This window comes from Pseudomonas sp. RIT357 (assembly GCF_000632245.1).
Lineage (GTDB): Bacteria > Pseudomonadota > Gammaproteobacteria > Pseudomonadales > Pseudomonadaceae > Aquipseudomonas > Aquipseudomonas sivasensis.
The window spans coordinates 181587-199504 of record NZ_JFYX01000045.1 but is presented as its reverse complement, the minus strand read 5'-3'; the positions used below and the strand labels follow the sequence as shown (position 1 = coordinate 199504).

The 17918-nt window shown below is 58.6% G+C and carries 15 protein-coding genes; 9 read left to right on the top strand and 6 right to left on the bottom strand.

Annotation, left to right across the window (positions count from 1 at the left end):
- Nucleotides 1–20: 20 nt before the first annotated feature.
- On the bottom strand, nucleotides 21–467 hold the full coding sequence (locus BW43_RS06745; RefSeq protein ID WP_032889681.1) for an NUDIX hydrolase: 447 nt from the start codon (nucleotides 465–467) through the stop codon (nucleotides 21–23).
- A 220-nt stretch (nucleotides 468–687) separates the two neighbouring features.
- Nucleotides 688–2913, bottom strand: a complete 2226-nt coding sequence (locus BW43_RS06750) for an NADP-dependent isocitrate dehydrogenase (RefSeq protein ID WP_032889680.1) — start codon at nucleotides 2911–2913, stop codon at nucleotides 688–690.
- A gap of 494 nt (nucleotides 2914–3407) precedes the next feature.
- Between BW43_RS06750 and icd the strand changes: the two genes are divergently transcribed.
- Nucleotides 3408–4664, top strand: coding sequence for an NADP-dependent isocitrate dehydrogenase (gene icd / locus BW43_RS06755; protein ID WP_032890041.1), 1257 nt, complete (start codon nucleotides 3408–3410; stop codon nucleotides 4662–4664).
- A gap of 83 nt (nucleotides 4665–4747) precedes the next feature.
- Here icd and cspD read toward each other — a convergent pair whose 3' ends face one another.
- Entirely contained in the window at nucleotides 4748–5026 is a 279-nt protein-coding gene (gene cspD / locus BW43_RS06760; protein ID WP_032889679.1) for a cold shock domain-containing protein CspD, read from the bottom strand.
- A 226-nt stretch (nucleotides 5027–5252) separates the two neighbouring features.
- On the opposite strand from cspD, the gene clpS reads away from it, so the two are divergent.
- The gene (gene clpS, locus BW43_RS0127775) at nucleotides 5253–5621 is read left to right on the top strand and encodes an ATP-dependent Clp protease adapter ClpS (RefSeq protein WP_010567912.1); all 369 of its coding nucleotides are present in this window, start codon (nucleotides 5253–5255) and stop codon (nucleotides 5619–5621) included.
- 29 nt (nucleotides 5622–5650) lie between these two features.
- Entirely contained in the window at nucleotides 5651–7921 is a 2271-nt protein-coding gene (clpA, locus tag BW43_RS06765; protein WP_032889678.1) for an ATP-dependent Clp protease ATP-binding subunit ClpA, read from the top strand.
- 183 nt (nucleotides 7922–8104) lie between these two features.
- Here the strand turns inward: clpA and infA are convergent, their stop codons facing one another.
- The 3 genes from infA to aat form a co-directional block, all read right to left on the bottom strand.
- Nucleotides 8105–8323, bottom strand: a complete 219-nt coding sequence (infA, locus tag BW43_RS06770) for a translation initiation factor IF-1 (protein WP_002553999.1) — start codon at nucleotides 8321–8323, stop codon at nucleotides 8105–8107.
- 100 nt (nucleotides 8324–8423) lie between these two features.
- Nucleotides 8424–9131: an arginyltransferase gene (locus BW43_RS06775; protein ID WP_032889677.1), complete on the bottom strand. Its 708-nt coding sequence runs from the start codon at nucleotides 9129–9131 to the stop codon at nucleotides 8424–8426.
- A 56-nt stretch (nucleotides 9132–9187) separates the two neighbouring features.
- On the bottom strand, nucleotides 9188–9868 hold the full coding sequence (gene aat, locus BW43_RS06780; RefSeq protein WP_032889676.1) for a leucyl/phenylalanyl-tRNA--protein transferase: 681 nt from the start codon (nucleotides 9866–9868) through the stop codon (nucleotides 9188–9190).
- Nucleotides 9869–10365: 497 nt separating this feature from the next.
- On the opposite strand from aat, the gene BW43_RS06785 reads away from it, so the two are divergent.
- From BW43_RS06785 to cysG, 6 genes are read left to right on the top strand one after another with little or no spacing between them, the layout of a single operon-like run.
- Nucleotides 10366–12774 (top strand): DNA translocase FtsK, encoded by a 2409-nt coding sequence (locus BW43_RS06785; RefSeq protein WP_032889675.1) that lies wholly within the window; start codon nucleotides 10366–10368, stop codon nucleotides 12772–12774.
- Between the two features lie 54 nt (nucleotides 12775–12828).
- On the top strand, nucleotides 12829–13452 hold the full coding sequence (gene lolA / locus BW43_RS06790; RefSeq protein ID WP_032889674.1) for an outer membrane lipoprotein chaperone LolA: 624 nt from the start codon (nucleotides 12829–12831) through the stop codon (nucleotides 13450–13452).
- A gap of 23 nt (nucleotides 13453–13475) precedes the next feature.
- The gene (locus BW43_RS06795) at nucleotides 13476–14798 is read left to right on the top strand and encodes a replication-associated recombination protein A (protein ID WP_032889673.1); all 1323 of its coding nucleotides are present in this window, start codon (nucleotides 13476–13478) and stop codon (nucleotides 14796–14798) included.
- Entirely contained in the window at nucleotides 14798–15172 is a 375-nt protein-coding gene (gene crcB / locus BW43_RS06800; RefSeq protein ID WP_032889672.1) for a fluoride efflux transporter CrcB, read from the top strand. The genes BW43_RS06795 and crcB overlap by 1 nt, the downstream gene beginning before the upstream one ends.
- Nucleotides 15173–15188: 16 nt before the next feature.
- A complete protein-coding gene (gene serS / locus BW43_RS06805; RefSeq protein WP_032889671.1) occupies nucleotides 15189–16469 on the top strand; it encodes a serine--tRNA ligase in 1281 nt (426 codons plus the stop codon).
- Nucleotides 16470–17864: a siroheme synthase CysG gene (cysG, locus tag BW43_RS06810; protein ID WP_032889670.1), complete on the top strand. Its 1395-nt coding sequence runs from the start codon at nucleotides 16470–16472 to the stop codon at nucleotides 17862–17864.
- Nucleotides 17865–17918 lie beyond the last annotated feature (54 nt).

Sequence of the window (17918 nt, the reverse complement as noted above, 5' to 3'; positions counted from 1 at the left end):
GCAGGCCTGGGCCCGCAAGGCTAAAGAGAAGGGCGGATCAATTCCAGACTGTGACGCTGGCCGGCCAGATAATCATCGATGCAGCGGATGATCAGCTCGCTGCGCCAGTCCTCGCGCACGGCCATCAGCTCGTCACGGCTCAGCCAGCGGGCGCGCAGGATGCCTTCGTCGAGTTGGTAGTTCGGGTGGTGTTTCAGGGCTTTGGCAATGAAACAGACCCTTTGGTAGGTCACGCCATTGCTGGGTGCGGTGTACAGGTAGATGCCGACGATACCGGTGGCTTCAACGTCCCAGCCGGTTTCTTCGAGAGTTTCACGCACGGCGGCCTCGGTCAGGGTTTCGTCTGGGTCAAGGTGGCCGGCGGGCTGATTGAGCACGGCGCGACCGCCCTTGAGTTCTTCGACCATCAGGAAGCGTCCTTTGTCTTCGACGATGGTGGCGACGGTAATGTGGGGTTGCCAGGTCATGGGATGCCTCGATTCAAGATATGACGCGGTGTTTGGACAGAATTACGGCCAGTGTGGGAGGGGGCTTGCCGCCGATGACGCTTTGTCAGTTACCAATAGCTCGACTGATCCATCGCTTTCGGGGGCAAGCCCCCTCCCACATTTGATCCGGTTTCTTCCGTTGAGCGGTAGAAACAGAAACCCCGGCACAGGGCCGGGGCTTCTTTGCATCCTTACAACCTTACTTCAACTTGGCAATTGCCGCGTTGAGGGTGTTGCTTGGGCGCATGGCCTTGCTGGTCAGCTCTGGGTTCGGCGCGTAGTAGCCGCCGATGTCCACTGGCTTGCCCTGTACGGCGTTGAGTTCGGCAACGATGGTTGCTTCGTTCTCGGCCAGGGTTTTTGCCAGTTCGCCGAACTGCGCTTGCAGTGCAGTGTCCTCGGTCTGGGCGGCCAGGGCTTGAGCCCAGTACAGCGCCAGGTAGAAGTGGCTGCCGCGGTTGTCGATGTTGCCGACTTTGCGCGATGGCGACTTGTTGTTGTCGAGGAATTGGCCAGTGGCCTGGTCCAGGGTCTTGGACAGTACCAGGGCTTTCGGGTTGTTGTACGTCACACCCAAATGCTCAAGGGAGGCGGCCAGGGCCAGGAATTCGCCCAGGGAGTCCCAGCGCAGGAAGTTTTCTTCCAGCAACTGTTGCACGTGCTTCGGTGCCGAACCGCCGGCGCCGGTTTCGAACAGGCCACCGCCGTTCATCAGCGGCACGATCGACAGCATCTTGGCGCTGGTGCCCAGTTCCATGATCGGGAACAGGTCGGTCAGGTAGTCGCGCAGTACGTTGCCGGTCACCGAGATGGTGTTCAGGCCCTTGCGGGTGCGCTCCAGGGTGAACTTCATCGCGTCGACTGGCGACATGATGCGGATGTCCAGACCTTCGGTGTTGTGGTCTTTCAGATAGGCCTGAACTTTCTCGACCACGACGCCGTCGTGAGCGCGCTTAGGGTCCAGCCAGAAGATGGCAGGGGTGTTGCTGGCGCGCGCGCGGTTGACGGCAAGCTTGACCCAATCCTGGATCGGCGCGTCTTTGGTCTGGCACATGCGGAAGATATCGCCGGCTTCGACGTTCTGTTCCATCAGCAGGTTGCCCTTGCTGTCGGTGATACGGACTACGCCGTCAGCCTTGATCTGGAAAGTCTTGTCGTGGGAGCCGTACTCTTCTGCTTTCTTCGCCATCAGGCCAACGTTTGGCACGCTGCCCATGGTGGTTGGATCGAAAGCGCCATTGGTCTTGCAGTCTTCGATGACCGCTTGGTAGATAGTGGCGTAGCAGCGATCCGGGATCACGGCCTTGGTGTCGTGCAGCTGGCCGTCGGTGCCCCACATCTTGCCGGAGTCACGGATCATGGCTGGCATCGAGGCGTCGACGATGACGTCGCTCGGCACGTGCAGGTTGGTGATGCCTTTGTCGGAGTTGACCATCGCCAGGGAAGGGCGAGCGGCGTAGACTGCCTGGATGTCAGCTTCGATCTGCGCTTGCTGCTCGGCCGGAAGAGTCTTGATGCGAGCGTACAGGTCACCGATGCCGTTGTTCAGGTTGAAGCCGATCTGCTCCAGTACCGTGGCGTGCTTGGCCAGGGCATCTTTATAGAACTCGGCAACGATCTGGCCGAACATGATTGGGTCGGAGACTTTCATCATGGTGGCTTTGAGGTGAACCGACAGCAGTACGCCTTGTTTCTTGGCGTCTTCGATTTCAGCGGCGATGAACGAGCGCAGTGCGTTTTTGCTCAGTACGGCGCTGTCGAGGATCTCGCCAGCTTGAGCGGTAGTTTTTTCTTTCAGGACGGTGGTGGTGCCGTCCTTGCCGACCAGCTCAATTTTGACAGCATCAGCGGCTTCGATCTGTACGGCTTTTTCGCTGCCGTAGAAGTCGCCATTGCTCATGTGGGCGATGTGGGACTTGGAGTCCGCAGCCCATGCGCCCATTTTGTGCGGGTGCTTGCGGGCGTAGTTCTTGACCGACAGCGGCGCGCGGCGGTCGGAGTTGCCTTCGCGCAGTACCGGGTTCACGGCGCTGCCCTTGACCTTGTCGTAACGTGCACGGGTTTCTTTTTCCGCGTCGGTGGTTACGGTTTCCGGGTAGTCCGGCAGGGCGTAGCCCTGGGCCTGCAGTTCCTTGATCGCCGCTTGCAGCTGCGGGGTCGAGGCGCTGATGTTAGGCAGCTTGATGATGTTGGCTTCAGGGGTAACGGCCAGGTCGCCCAGTTCGGCGAGGTGGTCCGGTATGGCCTTGTTGCCCAGTTGCTCGGGGAAGCTTGCGAGGATGCGCCCGGCGAGAGAAATATCGCGGGTTTCCACGGCAATATCAGCGGAAGCGGTGAAGGCCTCTACGATAGGCAGCAGTGAATAGGTGGCGAGGGCAGGGGCTTCGTCGGTGAAGGTGTAGATGATCTTCGAGCGGGTGGGCATATTCGGATTAACTCTCTTCTTTGCTGAAAGCGTGCGCAGAAACTCGAGATGCGCCGGGTGGAGCGCGTTCGTTCAAAGTCATCCATGAGCGAAATGTCGAGGTTTCTTCGCGGTGATGTTGGGTTGCATCAGTCGAGCGTCAAGCGGGTGGACTATTGTAATAGTCCGGCTTTGTAGCTGAAGGCACCTATTCTAGAGCGGTCAGCCGTCGTGACTCTTGGGTCAGCGGCGGCATTATACATAGGTCGCTATGCTTACGCCGAGCCTTCATACAAAAGGTGTGTCGTCCATTGGTCTAAAGGTCGCAGGTGCCGGGGTACGCCTAAAGTCGCATGATGTGCTCAAGATTGGCGCTTTTCCCTTTGCTTTCAGGCTTGTAGGCGACAAATTATGCTGTTTTCGATGCAAATGAACATGGCGTGAGGTTTCGGTCGTCATTTATCTGGAGTAGGCTCGAACGCAGCCAGATGTTTAATCCATAGATGGAGTTCAGCATGGGATACAAGAAGATTCAGGTTCCGGCAGTCGGCGACAAAATCACCGTCAATGCAGACCATTCTCTCAATGTTCCTGACCAACCGATCATCCCTTATATCGAAGGTGACGGTATTGGCGTCGACATCAGCCCGGTGATGATCAAAGTGGTCGACGCAGCTGTTGAAAAGGCATACGGCGGCAAGCGCAAGATCTCGTGGATGGAGGTGTACGCCGGCGAAAAGGCGACTCAGGTCTACGATCAGGATACCTGGCTGCCCCAGGAAACCCTGGATGCCGTCAAGGATTACGTGGTGTCCATCAAGGGTCCGCTGACCACGCCGGTCGGTGGTGGTATTCGATCGCTGAACGTGGCTCTGCGTCAGCAGCTCGACCTTTATGTGTGCCTACGCCCAGTGCGTTGGTTCGAAGGTGTGCCGAGTCCGGTCAAGAAGCCCGGCGACGTGGACATGACCATCTTTCGCGAAAACTCCGAAGACATTTACGCCGGGATCGAGTGGAAAGCTGGCTCGCCGGAAGCTATTAAAGTGATCAAGTTCCTCAAGGAGGAAATGGGCGTTACCAAGATCCGCTTCGACCAGGATTGCGGGATTGGCATCAAGCCGGTGTCCAAAGAGGGCACTAAGCGCTTGGCGCGCAAGGCCTTGCAATATGTGGTGGATAACGACCGCGAATCGCTGACCATCGTGCACAAAGGCAACATCATGAAGTTCACCGAAGGGGCCTTCAAGGAATGGGCCTATGAAGTGGCGGCCGAAGAGTTCGGCGCGACCCTGCTCGATGGTGGGCCGTGGATGCAGTTCAAGAACCCGCGCACCGGCAGGAATGTGGTGGTCAAGGATGCAATCGCCGACGCCATGCTCCAGCAGATCCTGCTGCGTCCGGCTGAATATGACGTGATTGCAACCCTTAACCTCAATGGTGACTACCTGTCCGACGCGTTGGCGGCGGAAGTGGGTGGTATCGGCATTGCGCCGGGTGCCAACCTGTCTGACACCGTGGCAATGTTCGAGGCGACTCACGGGACGGCGCCCAAGTATGCGGGCAAGGATCAGGTCAATCCGGGGTCCTTGATCCTTTCAGCGGAAATGATGCTGCGTCATATGGGTTGGATTGAAGCTGCCGATCTGATCATCAAGGGCACCAATGGCGCCATTTCGGCCAAGACCGTGACCTATGATTTCGAGCGCCTGATGGAGGGCGCCACGCTGGTGTCGTCGTCGGGCTTCGGTGATGCGCTGATCTCGCATATGTAACGTCTCACGCGACAAAAAACGGCCATCCCAACTTGAGTGGGATGGCCGTTTTTCTTGCCGCAGACTGCATGCTCGGCGGCGGTTCAGGCCGGTTGCTTCTTCTCTTTATGAGCGTGTTTCTCCGTGGTCTTTTCCGGTGCTTGCGCGCTCACTGCGTCGATGTTCACGGCATGCAGTCCCTTGGGGCCTTGAATGATTTCAAAACTCACGGGCTGGCCCGCTTTCAGCGTTCTATAACCATCCATTTGGATTGCTGAATAGTGCGCAAAAAGGTCCTCGTTTTTCCCTTCCTCATTAACAAAGCCATATCCTTTGGCGTTGTTGAACCACTTGACCTTGCCATTGATCTTGACGCCGGACATACCCATTTCCCTCTGCACCAGACTCCATCACTGGAGTATCATCCAGTTTATCCGTCCTAACCCGAATAAATTAAGGTTGACTGCGCGGACCTTTTTTACCCACTGTGGGTTCTATTGGTTGTAACACCGATTCGCCGATAGTCAAGGCGACCGGCCAGTTGAGAGTTGAAATTCTGACAGGTCGCCCCCACCACTGTATTTGAACCACTGACGAACCTTTCTTTCCATGCATGCAATCAGCCAGATTCGACTAACATTCAATCAGGATCGACCGGATCACGAACACGATGACGACGGTTCTGCAGGCATTGCTGTTCAGGAGGCCAAGCCTGCTCTACAGGCGCCGCCGATGTACAAGGTGGTTTTGTTCAATGATGACTACACACCGATGGATTTCGTGGTCGAAGTGCTCGAGGTGTTTTTTAACCTGAATCGAGAGTTGGCGACCAAGGTAATGCTGGCCGTTCACACAGAAGGACGGGCAGTATGTGGAGTGTTTACCCGTGACATCGCCGAGACAAAGGCCATGCAGGTCAACCAGTACGCCAGGGAAAGCCAGCATCCGCTACTCTGTGAAATCGAGAAGGACGGTTAACGCCGACCACTTGGGTATGAGGTGAAGCTATGTTAAACCGCGAGCTCGAAGTCACCCTCAATCTTGCCTTCAAGGAGGCTCGTTCGAAGCGTCATGAATTCATGACAGTCGAACACCTTTTGCTGGCACTTTTGGATAACGAAGCTGCCGCCACCGTTCTGCGTGCGTGCGGCGCCAACCTCGACAAACTCAAGCATGACCTGCAGGAGTTTATCGACTCCACCACGCCACTGATCCCCGTGCATGACGAGGACCGCGAGACCCAGCCAACCCTGGGCTTCCAGCGGGTATTGCAGCGTGCTGTTTTCCACGTACAGAGCTCCGGTAAGCGTGAGGTCACAGGCGCCAACGTGCTTGTGGCGATCTTCAGCGAACAGGAAAGTCAGGCAGTGTTCCTGCTCAAGCAGCAGAGCGTTGCCCGTATTGATGTCGTCAACTATATCGCCCACGGTATCTCCAAGGTGCCTGGGCACGGCGATCATTCTGAGGGTGAGCAGGATATGCAGGACGACGAGGGCGGTGAGTCTTCTTCTTCAAGCAACCCGCTGGATGCCTATGCCAGCAATCTCAACGAACTGGCGCGCCAGGGTCGGATCGATCCGCTGGTGGGGCGTGAGCTTGAGGTTGAGCGTGTAGCGCAAATCCTCGCGCGTCGTCGCAAGAACAATCCGTTGCTGGTGGGTGAGGCGGGCGTGGGCAAAACCGCAATCGCCGAAGGCTTGGCCAAGCGTATCGTGGATAACCAGGTGCCTGACCTGCTGGCCAACAGCGTCGTCTACTCCCTTGATCTGGGCGCGTTGCTCGCCGGGACCAAGTACCGGGGCGATTTCGAGAAGCGCTTCAAGGCGTTGCTCGGCGAGTTGAAAAAACGCCCGCAGGCGATCCTGTTCATCGACGAAATCCACACCATCATTGGTGCTGGTGCGGCGTCTGGCGGGGTGATGGATGCGTCCAATCTGCTCAAGCCGTTGCTGTCGTCGGGTGATATCCGCTGCATTGGTTCGACCACCTTCCAGGAATTCCGTGGCATCTTCGAGAAAGACCGTGCGCTGGCGCGTCGCTTCCAGAAGGTCGACGTGTCCGAGCCTTCGGTTGAAGACACCATCAGCATCCTGCGCGGGCTCAAGGGGCGTTTTGAAGCGCACCATGGCATCGAGTACACCGATGAGGCGCTGCGTGCAGCTGCAGAGCTGGCGTCGCGTTACATCAATGATCGGCATATGCCGGATAAAGCTATCGACGTGATCGACGAGGCGGGGGCTTATCAGCGCCTGCAACCGATCGAGAAGCGTGTGAAACGCATCGACGTGCCTCAGGTCGAGGACATCGTGGCGAAGATCGCGCGAATTCCACCAAAGCACGTCAACAGCTCCGACAAAGAGCTGCTGCGTAACTTGGAGCGCGATCTCAAGCTCACTGTGTTCGGCCAGGATGCAGCCATCGACGCGCTGTCCACTGCGATCAAATTGTCGCGTGCGGGCCTCAAGTCGCCGGACAAACCGGTCGGCTCGTTCCTGTTTGCTGGCCCGACCGGTGTCGGCAAAACCGAAGCGGCGCGGCAGTTGGCCAAGGCCATGGGGATCGAGCTTGTGCGGTTCGACATGTCTGAGTACATGGAGCGTCATACCGTGTCGCGCTTGATCGGTGCGCCTCCTGGGTATGTAGGCTTTGATCAGGGCGGTTTGTTGACCGAAGCGATCACTAAGCAGCCCCATTGCGTATTGCTGCTCGATGAAATCGAGAAGGCTCACCCGGAAGTCTTCAACCTGCTGCTGCAGGTCATGGATCACGGGACCCTGACCGACAACAACGGACGCAAGGCGGACTTCCGCAACGTGATCGTGATCATGACCACCAACGCCGGTGCCGAAACAGCCGCGCGGGCTTCGATCGGCTTTACCCATCAGGATCACTCCTCTGATGCGATGGAAGTGATCAAGAAGAGCTTCACGCCGGAGTTCCGCAACCGTCTGGACACCATTATCCAGTTTGGTCGCCTCAGTCATGAGGTTATCAAGAGTGTGGTGGACAAGTTCCTCACCGAGCTTCAAGCGCAGTTGGAAGACAAGCGCGTGCAGCTGGATGTCACGGAAGCGGCGCGCAGTTGGATCGCCGAGGGTGGCTACGATGCCGCAATGGGCGCCCGCCCAATGGCGCGTCTGATCCAGGACAAGATCAAGCGGCCATTGGCCGAAGAGATCCTGTTCGGCGAACTCTCCGACCATGGTGGCGTGGTGCATATCGACCTGAAGGATGGCGAGCTGACCTTCGAGTTCGAAACCACGGCTGAAATGGCCTGATCGTTCTGCAGTAATGCAAAAGGCGCCGAAAGGCGCCTTTTTGCTGTCTTGAAACGCAGTTCTCAGAACAATGAAGATCCAGTGTGGGAGGGGGCAAGTCCCCTCCCACAGGAATCATCGGTGTTTGAAAATCCCATGCACACAAAAACGCCCGGCATAACCGGGCGTTTTGTATTGACTTGCTTAGCGAGCGCGGTAAGTGATGCGCCCTTTGCTCAAGTCATAGGGCGTCAGCTCGACGCGCACTTTGTCACCGGTAAGAATACGAATGTAGTTCTTGCGCATCTTGCCGGAGATATGCGCGGTTACGACGTGCCCATTTTCCAACTCCACACGAAACATGGTGTTGGGCAGGGTGTCGACGACAGTGCCTTCCATTTCGAAGCTGTCTTCTTTCGACATGCAGTAAAGCCCTCGGTATCCAGTGAATGGCCCGGTGCAACTGCGCCAGGCAAAAGCGGCGTGCATTGTGCCCGAAAAAGGGTGTTTAAGCCAAGGGGTTCTAGTTAAGCGTGACCCATCTTTGATTAATTAGCAGTTCTATGGGGCGATATTGGGTCTTGTAGCTCATCTTTTTGCAGTTCTTGATCCAGTATCCGAGGTAGACGGCCTCCAGTTCCAGGCGCAGTGCTTCGCCGATTTGCCAGAGAATTGCAAAGCGCCCGAGGCTGCGGCGTTCTTCGGCAGGTTCATAGAACGTGTATACCGCCGACAGGCCATTAGGCAGCAAGTCGGTCACGGCGACGGCCAGCAGGCGACCGTCCGCTCGAAACTCATAGAAGCGTGAAAAGGGTAGGTCACGCACTAGAAACGTGGAGAACTGGTCGCGGCTCGGGGGGAACATATCGCCGTCGGCGTGGCGTTGCTCAATATAGCGCTGGTAAAGGTCGAAATATTCTTCGGTAAATCGAGGCTTGCACGATGTCACCGTCAGGTCGGCGTTGCGCTTGAGGATGCGCTTCTGGTTACGATCCGGCAGAAATTGCGCCACGGGCAGGCGTGCCGGTACGCAGGCATTGCAGTTCTGACAATGGGGTCGGTAAAGGTGGTCGCCACTGCGTCGAAAGCCCATTTCCGAAAGATCGGCATACACGTGCACGTCCATCGGTTGGCTGGGGTCGAGGAACAACGTGGTGGCCTGCTCGTCTGGCAGATAGCTGCAAGAGTGGGCTTGAGTGGCATAAAACTTCAAACGCGCCAACTCGGTCATGATCAACCCTCGGGATAAGCTTTGAAATAAGTGTAAGCCAGGTGCGCGGATGTCGCCTAAGAAACCCATGGTCCGGTGTTGGGCTGGTCCAAGTGGTCGCGTAGAAAACCGGCGAACTCAGTGCGAGGAATGGCGCGGGCACCCAAGCTGTGCAAGTGATCGTTGGGCATCTGGCAGTCGATCAGCACAAAGCCCCAGGCCTGTAATTGTCGTGTCAGTGTGGCGAAGCCGAATTTTGAGGCGTTGTCGGCGCGGCTGAACATGGATTCGCCAAAAAACAGTTGGCCCATCGCTAGGCCATACAGGCCGCCCACCAGCACCCCTTCGTCCCATACTTCTACCGAGTGTGCATGGCCGCGTTTGTGCAACTCCAGGTAGGCGCTCTGAATGCCTTCGGTGATCCAGGTGCCATCGGCATAGGCACGCGGTGCGGCGCAGGCTTGGATGACTGCTGCGAAGTCCTGGTCGAATGTCACGCTGTAGCGCTGCTGGCGTAACAGCTTGCTCAGGCTGCGGGATACGTGCAGCTCGTCAGGGAAGATCACCGTGCGCGGGTCCGGAGACCACCAGAGGATCGGTTGACCCTCCGAGAACCATGGGAAGCAGCCATGGCGGTAGGCTTGGACCAGTCGCTCGGCCGACAGGTCGCCGCCGGCGGCGAGCAGGCCATTAGGTTCGCGCATAGCTTTGGCCAGCGGTGGGAAGGTCAGGGTATTGCGTTGTAACCAGGTCAGCATGGCATCCAGGCTTATGGAAGGGGAGGGGGGTGGCAGGTATGACACCCGCCTCGGCAGTGCTGATTATTGTCGACGCAGCGCCATCGGGCCAGCTTGAATCAGCCATTGATGCGTATTAGCGTGAGCGGGTGTTTCTGCAACTCTATGCCGGGGGTGTGGTCGTATTCGGGGCCGGCCCATGCAGGCCATTTGCCAAGCTTGTCTGGATTAGTAAAAACAGTTCATAAGCCTTTGTCAGCAAAGACAATGCATGCTCAAATTGAACATGTCGTGACACACAATTGGCTATGCTGCCTGAAGAAAGCCAAGTGGCGTGGCATCGGGGGTACAAACCCGTACAATGCGGCCATTGTGGCGTTATCGTCCTTTCATTCAGCAATTGCCCGGTGTTAAACGTACATTCAACGACGATCGTTTATTTTTCAACTGCTCGGATTGGGCAGTATTTGCAGTCATTCAACAGATGGACGCGCTAAAGGCGCAGGAAAAGACCCGTTTTGAAGAAATCCGCCGCAACACCTAAAGCAGCAGTCGTGCCGGCTTGGCGCCAGCACCTGCATTATCGACTCAAGGAAGGCGCGCTGATCGCTATCGGCGCGCTGTGCTTGTTCCTGATGATGGCCTTGCTCACCTACGGCAAGGACGATCCGGGCTGGAGCCACAACAGCAAGATAGACGATGTGCAAAACTTCGGCGGTCCGGTGGGTTCCTACAGCGCCGATATCCTCTTCATGGTGCTGGGTTACTTTGCTTACATCTTCCCGTTGCTGCTGGCGATCAAGACCTGGCAGATCTTCCGTCAGCGTCATGAGCCGTGGCAGTGGAGCGGCTGGCTGTTCTCCTGGCGCCTGATCGGTCTGGTGTTCCTGGTGCTCTCCGGCGCGGCGCTGGCCCATATTCATTTCCATGCGCCCACCGGTTTGCCGGCGGGCGCGGGCGGGGCCTTGGGCGAAAGCCTCGGCGACCTGGCGCGCAAGACCCTGAATATCCAGGGCAGCACTCTGATGTTCATTGCGCTTTTCCTGTTCGGCCTCACGGTGTTCACCGACCTCTCGTGGTTCAAGGTGATGGACGTGACAGGCAAGATCACCCTCGACCTGCTCGAATTATTCCAGGGCGCCGCCAACCGTTGGTGGTCCGCTCGTGTTGACCGCAAACGCATGGTGGCTCAGTTGCGTGAGGTGGATACCCGCGTCAACGAAGTCGTAGCCCCAAGCACACCGGATCGCCGCGAACAGGCCAAGGTCAAGGAGCGCCTGATCGAGCGCGAACAGGCCCTGAGCAAGCACATGTCCGACCGCGAGAAGCAGGTGCCGCCTGTGATTGCACCTGCGCCGCCCAAGGCCCCCGAGCCAAGCCATCGCGTGCAGAAAGAGAAACAGGCGCCGTTGTTTGTCGATAGCGCTGTCGAAGGCACCTTGCCGCCGATCTCGATTCTCGACCCGGCTGAAAAGAAACAGCTCAACTATTCCCCCGAATCACTGGCGGCTGTCGGCCACTTGCTGGAAATCAAGCTCAAGGAATTCGGCGTCGAAGTGTCGGTGGACTCGATCCACCCTGGCCCGGTGATTACCCGTTACGAAATTCAGCCGGCCGCTGGTGTGAAAGTCAGCCGCATCTCCAACTTGGCCAAAGACTTGGCCCGTTCCCTGGCCGTGACAAGCGTGCGTGTGGTGGAAGTGATCCCCGGCAAGACCACCGTGGGTATCGAGATTCCCAACGAAGACCGCCAGATCGTGCGCTTCTCCGAAGTACTGTCGACGCCGGAATACGACAACTTCAAATCGCCGGTCACCCTGGCGCTGGGCCATGATATCGGCGGTAAGCCGGTTATCACTGACCTGGCAAAAATGCCTCACCTGCTGGTCGCCGGTACCACCGGTTCCGGTAAGTCGGTGGGCGTGAACGCGATGATCCTATCGATCCTGTTCAAGTCCGGCCCGGAAGACGCCAAGCTGATCATGATCGACCCGAAGATGCTTGAACTGTCGATCTACGAAGGCATTCCACATCTGCTGTGCCCAGTGGTAACCGACATGAAGGACGCCGCCAACGCCCTGCGCTGGAGCGTTGCCGAGATGGAGCGCCGCTACAAGCTGATGGCGAAGATGGGTGTACGTAACCTGTCTGGCTTCAACGCCAAGGTCAAGGAAGCCCAGGACGCCGGCACACCGCTGACCGACCCGCTGTACAAACGCGAAAGCATTCACGACGAAGCGCCGCTGCTGAGCAAGCTGCCGACCATCGTGGTGGTGGTCGACGAGTTCGCCGACATGATGATGATCGTCGGCAAGAAGGTTGAAGAGCTGATCGCGCGTATCGCCCAGAAAGCGCGGGCAGCAGGTATTCACTTGATCCTCGCCACCCAGCGTCCGTCGGTGGACGTGATCACCGGTCTGATCAAGGCCAACATCCCGACGCGCATGGCGTTCCAGGTATCGAGCAAGATCGACTCGCGGACCATTATCGACCAGGGTGGCGCCGAGCAACTGTTGGGTCACGGCGACATGCTCTACATGCCACCGGGCACCAGCCTGCCGATTCGCGTACACGGTGCCTTTGTTTCCGATGATGAAGTGCACCGCGTGGTGGAAGCCTGGAAGCTGCGCGGCGCACCCGAATACAACGACGACATCCTCGCCGGCGTCGAAGAAGCTGGCAGCGGTTTCGACGGTGGCAGCAGCGGTGGCGACGACGATGCCGAGACCGACGCCCTGTACGACGAAGCCGTGGCGTTTGTGCTGGAAAGCCGTCGCGCGTCGATTTCTGCAGTTCAGCGCAAGCTGAAAATCGGCTACAACCGCGCCGCCCGCATGATCGAAGCGATGGAAAACGCCGGCGTAGTCACCGCAATGAACACCAACGGCTCGCGTGAAGTCATTGCCCCTGGGCAGATGCGCGACTGATCCCGCGCCGCGTGGCAGCACGCGGCGCGCCCTTACGACTCAATGAGGACTCCCATGCGCTTTATCCGCATGCTGTTGTTGCCGGCACTGGCCCTGACTGCTGTTTCGGCTCACGCTGACCCGGCCTCTGTCGCCAGCCTGACCAACCTGCTGGACAAATCCAAGACCCTGACGGCGCGCTTCTCCCAACTGACCCTGGATGCCGGCGGTACCCGTTTGCAGGAAACGGCAGGCGAAATGGCTGTGCAGCGTCCGGGGCTGTTCTACTGGCACACTGAAGGCAAGGCCGAGCAGACCATCGTTTCCGACGGCCAGAAGGTCACGTTGTGGGACCCGGATCTGGAACAGGCAACTATCAAGAAGCTCGACCCGCGCCTGAATCAGACGCCTGCGCTGTTGCTGTCGGGTGATGTGTCGAAGATTAACGACAGCTTCGACATCACCTCCAAGCAAACCAGCAACGTGATCGAATTCACCCTCAAGCCGAAGTCCAAGGACACGCTGTTTGACAGCCTGCACCTGTCTTTCGGTAACGGCGTGATCAATAACATGCGCCTGATCGACAGCGTCGGCCAACGCACCGATATCCTGTTCTCCGGGGTCAAGGCCAACGAGCCGGTGCCTGCTTCCAAGTTCAAGTTCGACATCCCTAAGGGTGCCGACGTGATTCAGGAATAAACCAGAGGTTTCAAACGCTGCCCATGGATCTGTTTCGAAGTGACCCGATTGCCCAACCCCTGGCCGCGCGTTTGCGTTCGACCAACCTGGATGAGTACGTCGGTCAGGAACACCTGCTCGCTCGCGGCAAGCCTTTGCGCGAAGCCCTGGAGCAGGGCGCGCTGCATTCGATGATTTTCTGGGGCCCGCCGGGGGTGGGTAAAACCACTCTGGCGCGGCTGCTGGCGAAAGTCTCGGATGCGCACTTCGAAACGGTTTCCGCGGTGCTGGCTGGGGTCAAGGAAATCCGCCAGGCGGTGGAAGTGGCCAAGCAGCAGGCTGGGCAATACGGTAAGCGCACCATCCTGTTTGTCGACGAAGTGCATCGCTTCAACAAGTCGCAGCAGGATGCGTTCCTGCCTTATGTCGAAGATGGCACGCTGATCTTTATCGGCGCTACTACCGAAAACCCGTCCTTCGAATTGAATAACGCCTTGCTGTCGCGGGCGCGAGTGTATGTGCTCAAGAGCCTCGATGAAGCGGCGATGCAAAAGCTGCTGCACCGCGCGTTGAGTGAAGACAAGGGCCTGGGCAAGCGCCAACTGAGTGTCAGCGAAGAAGGCTTCAAGATCCTGCTCACCGCTGCCGATGGCGACGGTCGCCGTTTTCTCAACCTGCTGGAGAATGCGTCGGACCTGGCCGAGGATGGCAGCGAGATTGGCGTCGACCTGTTGCAAAGCCTGCTTGGCGACACACGTCGTCGGTTCGACAAGGGCGGTGAAGCGTTCTACGACCAGATTTCGGCGCTGCACAAATCTGTGCGCGGCTCCAACCCTGACGGCGCGCTGTATTGGTTTGCGCGGATGATCGACGGCGGCTGCGACCCCTTGTACCTGGCGCGCCGCGTGGTACGCATGGCCAGCGAAGACATCGGCAACGCTGACCCGCGCGCCTTGAGCCTGTGCCTGGCGGCGTGGGACGTGCAGGAGCGGCTCGGCAGCCCGGAAGGTGAGTTGGCGGTGGCCCAGGCCATCACTTACTTGGCCTGCGCGCCGAAAAGCAACGCGGTGTACATGGGCTTCAAGGCGGCGCTACGTGCTGCCGCCGAGCACGGCTCCCTTGAAGTGCCGCTGCACCTGCGCAATGCGCCGACCAAGTTGATGAAACAATTGGGCTACGGCGATGAATACCGCTATGCCCACGATGAGCCGGACGCCTATGCCGCCGGCGAAGACTACTTCCCAGATGAGCTTGAGCCATTGCCGCTCTACCAGCCGGTGCCCCGTGGCCTGGAGCTGAAAATCGGTGAAAAACTCAATCACCTGGCCCAACTCGATCGCCTCAGCCCCAAACAGCGGAGAAAGTAGTGCTCAAGACGATTCTTGCCGTGTCCGCAGCCGGCATCGCTGGTACATTATTGCGTTTCGCCACCGGTACTTGGGTGAGCGCCAACTGGCCTAAGCATTTTTATGCCGCAACCCTTGCGGTCAACCTTGTTGGCTGCTTGATCATTGGGTTGCTGTACGGCTGGTTCCTGTTGCGCCCGGAAATACCGATTGAAATTCGTGCCGGCTTGATTGTCGGCTTTGTAGGCGGTCTGACGACCTTTTCATCCTTTTCACTGGATACGCTGCGCTTGCTGGAAAGCGGGCAGGCCCTGGTCGCCTTTGGGTACCTGGGCATCAGCGTGTTCGGCGGGCTGCTCGCCACCTGGGCTGGCCTGTCCTTGACCAAACTTTGATAAACGAGAGACCGACATGCTCGATTCCAAACTGTTACGTAGCAACCTTCAGGACGTAGCGGACCGCCTGGCATCCCGTGGCTTTGCCTTGGATGTTGCGCGCATCGAAGCGCTGGAAGAACAGCGCAAGACCGTCCAGACCCGCACCGAAGCACTGCAGGCTGAGCGTAATGCGCGTTCCAAATCCATCGGTCAGGCCAAGCAGCGCGGCGAAGACATCGCGCCGCTGATGGCGGACGTCGAGCGTATGGGCACCGAGCTGTCCGACGGCAAGGTCGAGCTGGACAAGATCCAATCCGAGCTGGATTCGATCCTGCTGGGCATCCCCAACATTCCGCACGAGTCTGTGCCCGTTGGCGAAGACGAAGACGGCAACGTCGAAGTGCGCCGCTGGGGCACGCCAAAAGCCTTTGATTTCGAGATCAAGGACCACGTCGCCCTGGGCGAATTGACCGGTGGCCTGGATTTCGAAACCGCCGCCAAGATGTCCGGCGCGCGCTTTGCGTTGCTGCGCGGTCCGATTGCGCGCATGCACCGTGCCTTGGCGCAATTCATGATCAACCTGCACACCGGCGAGCACGGCTACGAAGAGGCCTACACCCCGTACCTGGTTCAAGGTCCGGCGCTGATGGGTACCAGTCAGTTGCCGAAGTTCGAAGAAGACCTGTTCAAGATCAGCCGCGATGGTGAAGCCGATCTGTACCTGATCCCGACTGCTGAAGTGTCGCTGACCAATATCGTTGCCGGCGAGATCCTCGATGCCAAGCAACTTCCACTCAAGTTCGTGGCCCACAGCCCGTGCTTCCGCAGTGAAGCCGGTGCATCGGGTCGTGACACCCGCGGCATGATCCGCCAGCACCAGTTCGACAAGGTCGAGATGGTGCAAGTGGTTGAGCCGTCGACCTCCATGGAAGCCCTGGAAGGCCTGACCGCCAACGCCGAACGCGTGCTGCAGCTGCTGGAGCTGCCGTACCGAGTGCTGGCTCTGTGCACCGGCGACATGGGTTTCAGCGCCGTGAAGACCTACGATCTGGAAGTGTGGGTGCCGAGCCAGGACAAGTACCGCGAGATCTCGTCGTGCTCCAACTGCGGTGATTTCCAGGCCCGTCGTATGCAGGCGCGTTTCCGTAACCCGGAAACCGGCAAGCCGGAACTGGTGCACACCCTCAACGGTTCGGGCCTGGCTGTAGGCCGTACACTGGTTGCCGTGCTGGAAAACTACCAGCAGGCTGACGGTTCGATCCGTGTACCTGAAGTGCTCAAGCCTTACATGGCGGGCGTTGAGGTCATCGGCTAAATGGAATTTCTGCCGCTGTTTCATAACCTGCGCGGCAGCCGTGTGTTGGTCGTTGGTGGCGGGGAGATTGCTTTGCGCAAATCCCGGCTGCTGGCCGACGCCGGTGCGGTGCTGCGGGTGGTTGCTCCCCAGATCGAAGACCAGTTGCGTGAATTGGTGCTGGGCAGTGGCGGGGAACTGATTGTGCGCGGTTATCAGGAGGCCGACCTTGATGGTTGCACCCTGATCATCGCCGCCACCGACGACGAGCCACTGAATGCGCAAGTGTCCAGTGATGCCAAGCGTCGCTGTGTACCGGTCAATGTGGTGGACGCACCGGCCTTGTGCAGTGTGATCTTCCCGGCAATTGTCGACCGTTCTCCCTTGGTGATTGCGGTGTCCAGCGGCGGCGATGCGCCGGTGCTGGCACGCTTGATCCGCGCCAAGCTGGAAACCTGGATTCCGTCCACCTACGGCCAGTTGGCGGGGCTAGCGGCGCGTTTTCGTGCCCAGGTCAAAGGCTTGTATCCGGATGTGCAGCAGCGTCGTGCGTTCTGGGAAGAAGTGTTCCAGGGCCCGATTGCCGACCGCCAGTTGGCTGGGCAGGGTGATGAGGCTGAGCGTCTACTGATTGAAAAGGTCAACGGCGCACCGCCGTATGCGCCGGGTGAGGTCTACCTGGTGGGTGCAGGCCCGGGCGATCCCGACCTGTTGACCTTCCGTGCGCTGCGTCTGATGCAGCAAGCGGACGTGGTGCTTTATGACCGCTTGGTCGCCCCGGCGATTCTTGACCTGTGCCGCCGCGATGCCGAACGTGTGTATGTCGGCAAGCGTCGCGCAGACCACGCTGTGCCGCAGGACCAGATCAACCAGCAACTGGTGGACCTGGCCAAGCAAGGCAAGCGCGTGTTGCGCCTCAAGGGTGGCGATCCGTTCATCTTCGGGCGTGGTGGTGAGGAGATCGAAGAGCTGGCGGCCCATGGCATCCCGTTCCAGGTGGTACCAGGAATCACGGCGGCCAGCGGCTGCGCGGCCTATGCGGGTATTCCGCTGACCCACCGTGACTATGCGCAGTCAGTACGTTTTATCACCGGGCATTTGAAGAACGGGACGTCGGACCTGCCTTGGAGTGATCTCGTGGGGCCGTCGCAAACCCTAGTGTTCTACATGGGCTTGATTGGCTTGCCGATTATCTGCGAGCAACTGATCAAGCATGGCCGTGCTTCTGATACCCCGGCGGCGTTAATCCAGCAGGGCACCACCTCCAACCAGCGCGTGTTCACCGGCACGCTGGCGGACTTGCCACGCATGGTGGCGGAGCATGAAGTGCATGCGCCGACGCTGGTGATCGTGGGTGAGGTGGTAGTGTTGCGTGAGAAGCTGAAGTGGTTTGAAGGCGCCCAGTCTCAGGTCTGAGTCTTTTAAAAACATCGGGAGCAAGTCCCCTCCCACATTTTTACTGTATTCACA

Bases quoted from the DNA above. Each gene is read 5' to 3' on its own strand.
- icd (WP_032890041.1), top strand. From the start codon at position 3,408: ATGGGATACAAGAAGATTCAGGTTCCGGCAGTCGGCGACAAAATCACC.
- BW43_RS06795 (WP_032889673.1), top strand. From the start codon at position 13,476: ATGGATCTGTTTCGAAGTGACCCGATTGCCCAACCCCTGGCCGCGCGT.
- BW43_RS06745 (WP_032889681.1), bottom strand. From the start codon at position 467: ATGACCTGGCAACCCCACATTACCGTCGCCACCATCGTCGAAGACAAA.
- BW43_RS06750 (WP_032889680.1), bottom strand. From the start codon at position 2,913: ATGCCCACCCGCTCGAAGATCATCTACACCTTCACCGACGAAGCCCCT.
- aat (WP_032889676.1), bottom strand. From the start codon at position 9,868: ATGCTGACCTGGTTACAACGCAATACCCTGACCTTCCCACCGCTGGCC.
- lolA (WP_032889674.1), top strand. From the start codon at position 12,829: ATGCGCTTTATCCGCATGCTGTTGTTGCCGGCACTGGCCCTGACTGCT.
- BW43_RS06775 (WP_032889677.1), bottom strand. From the start codon at position 9,131: ATGACCGAGTTGGCGCGTTTGAAGTTTTATGCCACTCAAGCCCACTCT.
- infA (WP_002553999.1), bottom strand. From the start codon at position 8,323: ATGTCGAAAGAAGACAGCTTCGAAATGGAAGGCACTGTCGTCGACACC.
- serS (WP_032889671.1), top strand. From the start codon at position 15,189: ATGCTCGATTCCAAACTGTTACGTAGCAACCTTCAGGACGTAGCGGAC.
- clpA (WP_032889678.1), top strand. From the start codon at position 5,651: ATGTTAAACCGCGAGCTCGAAGTCACCCTCAATCTTGCCTTCAAGGAG.
- cysG (WP_032889670.1), top strand. From the start codon at position 16,470: ATGGAATTTCTGCCGCTGTTTCATAACCTGCGCGGCAGCCGTGTGTTG.
- clpS (WP_010567912.1), top strand. From the start codon at position 5,253: ATGCATGCAATCAGCCAGATTCGACTAACATTCAATCAGGATCGACCG.
- cspD (WP_032889679.1), bottom strand. From the start codon at position 5,026: ATGTCCGGCGTCAAGATCAATGGCAAGGTCAAGTGGTTCAACAACGCC.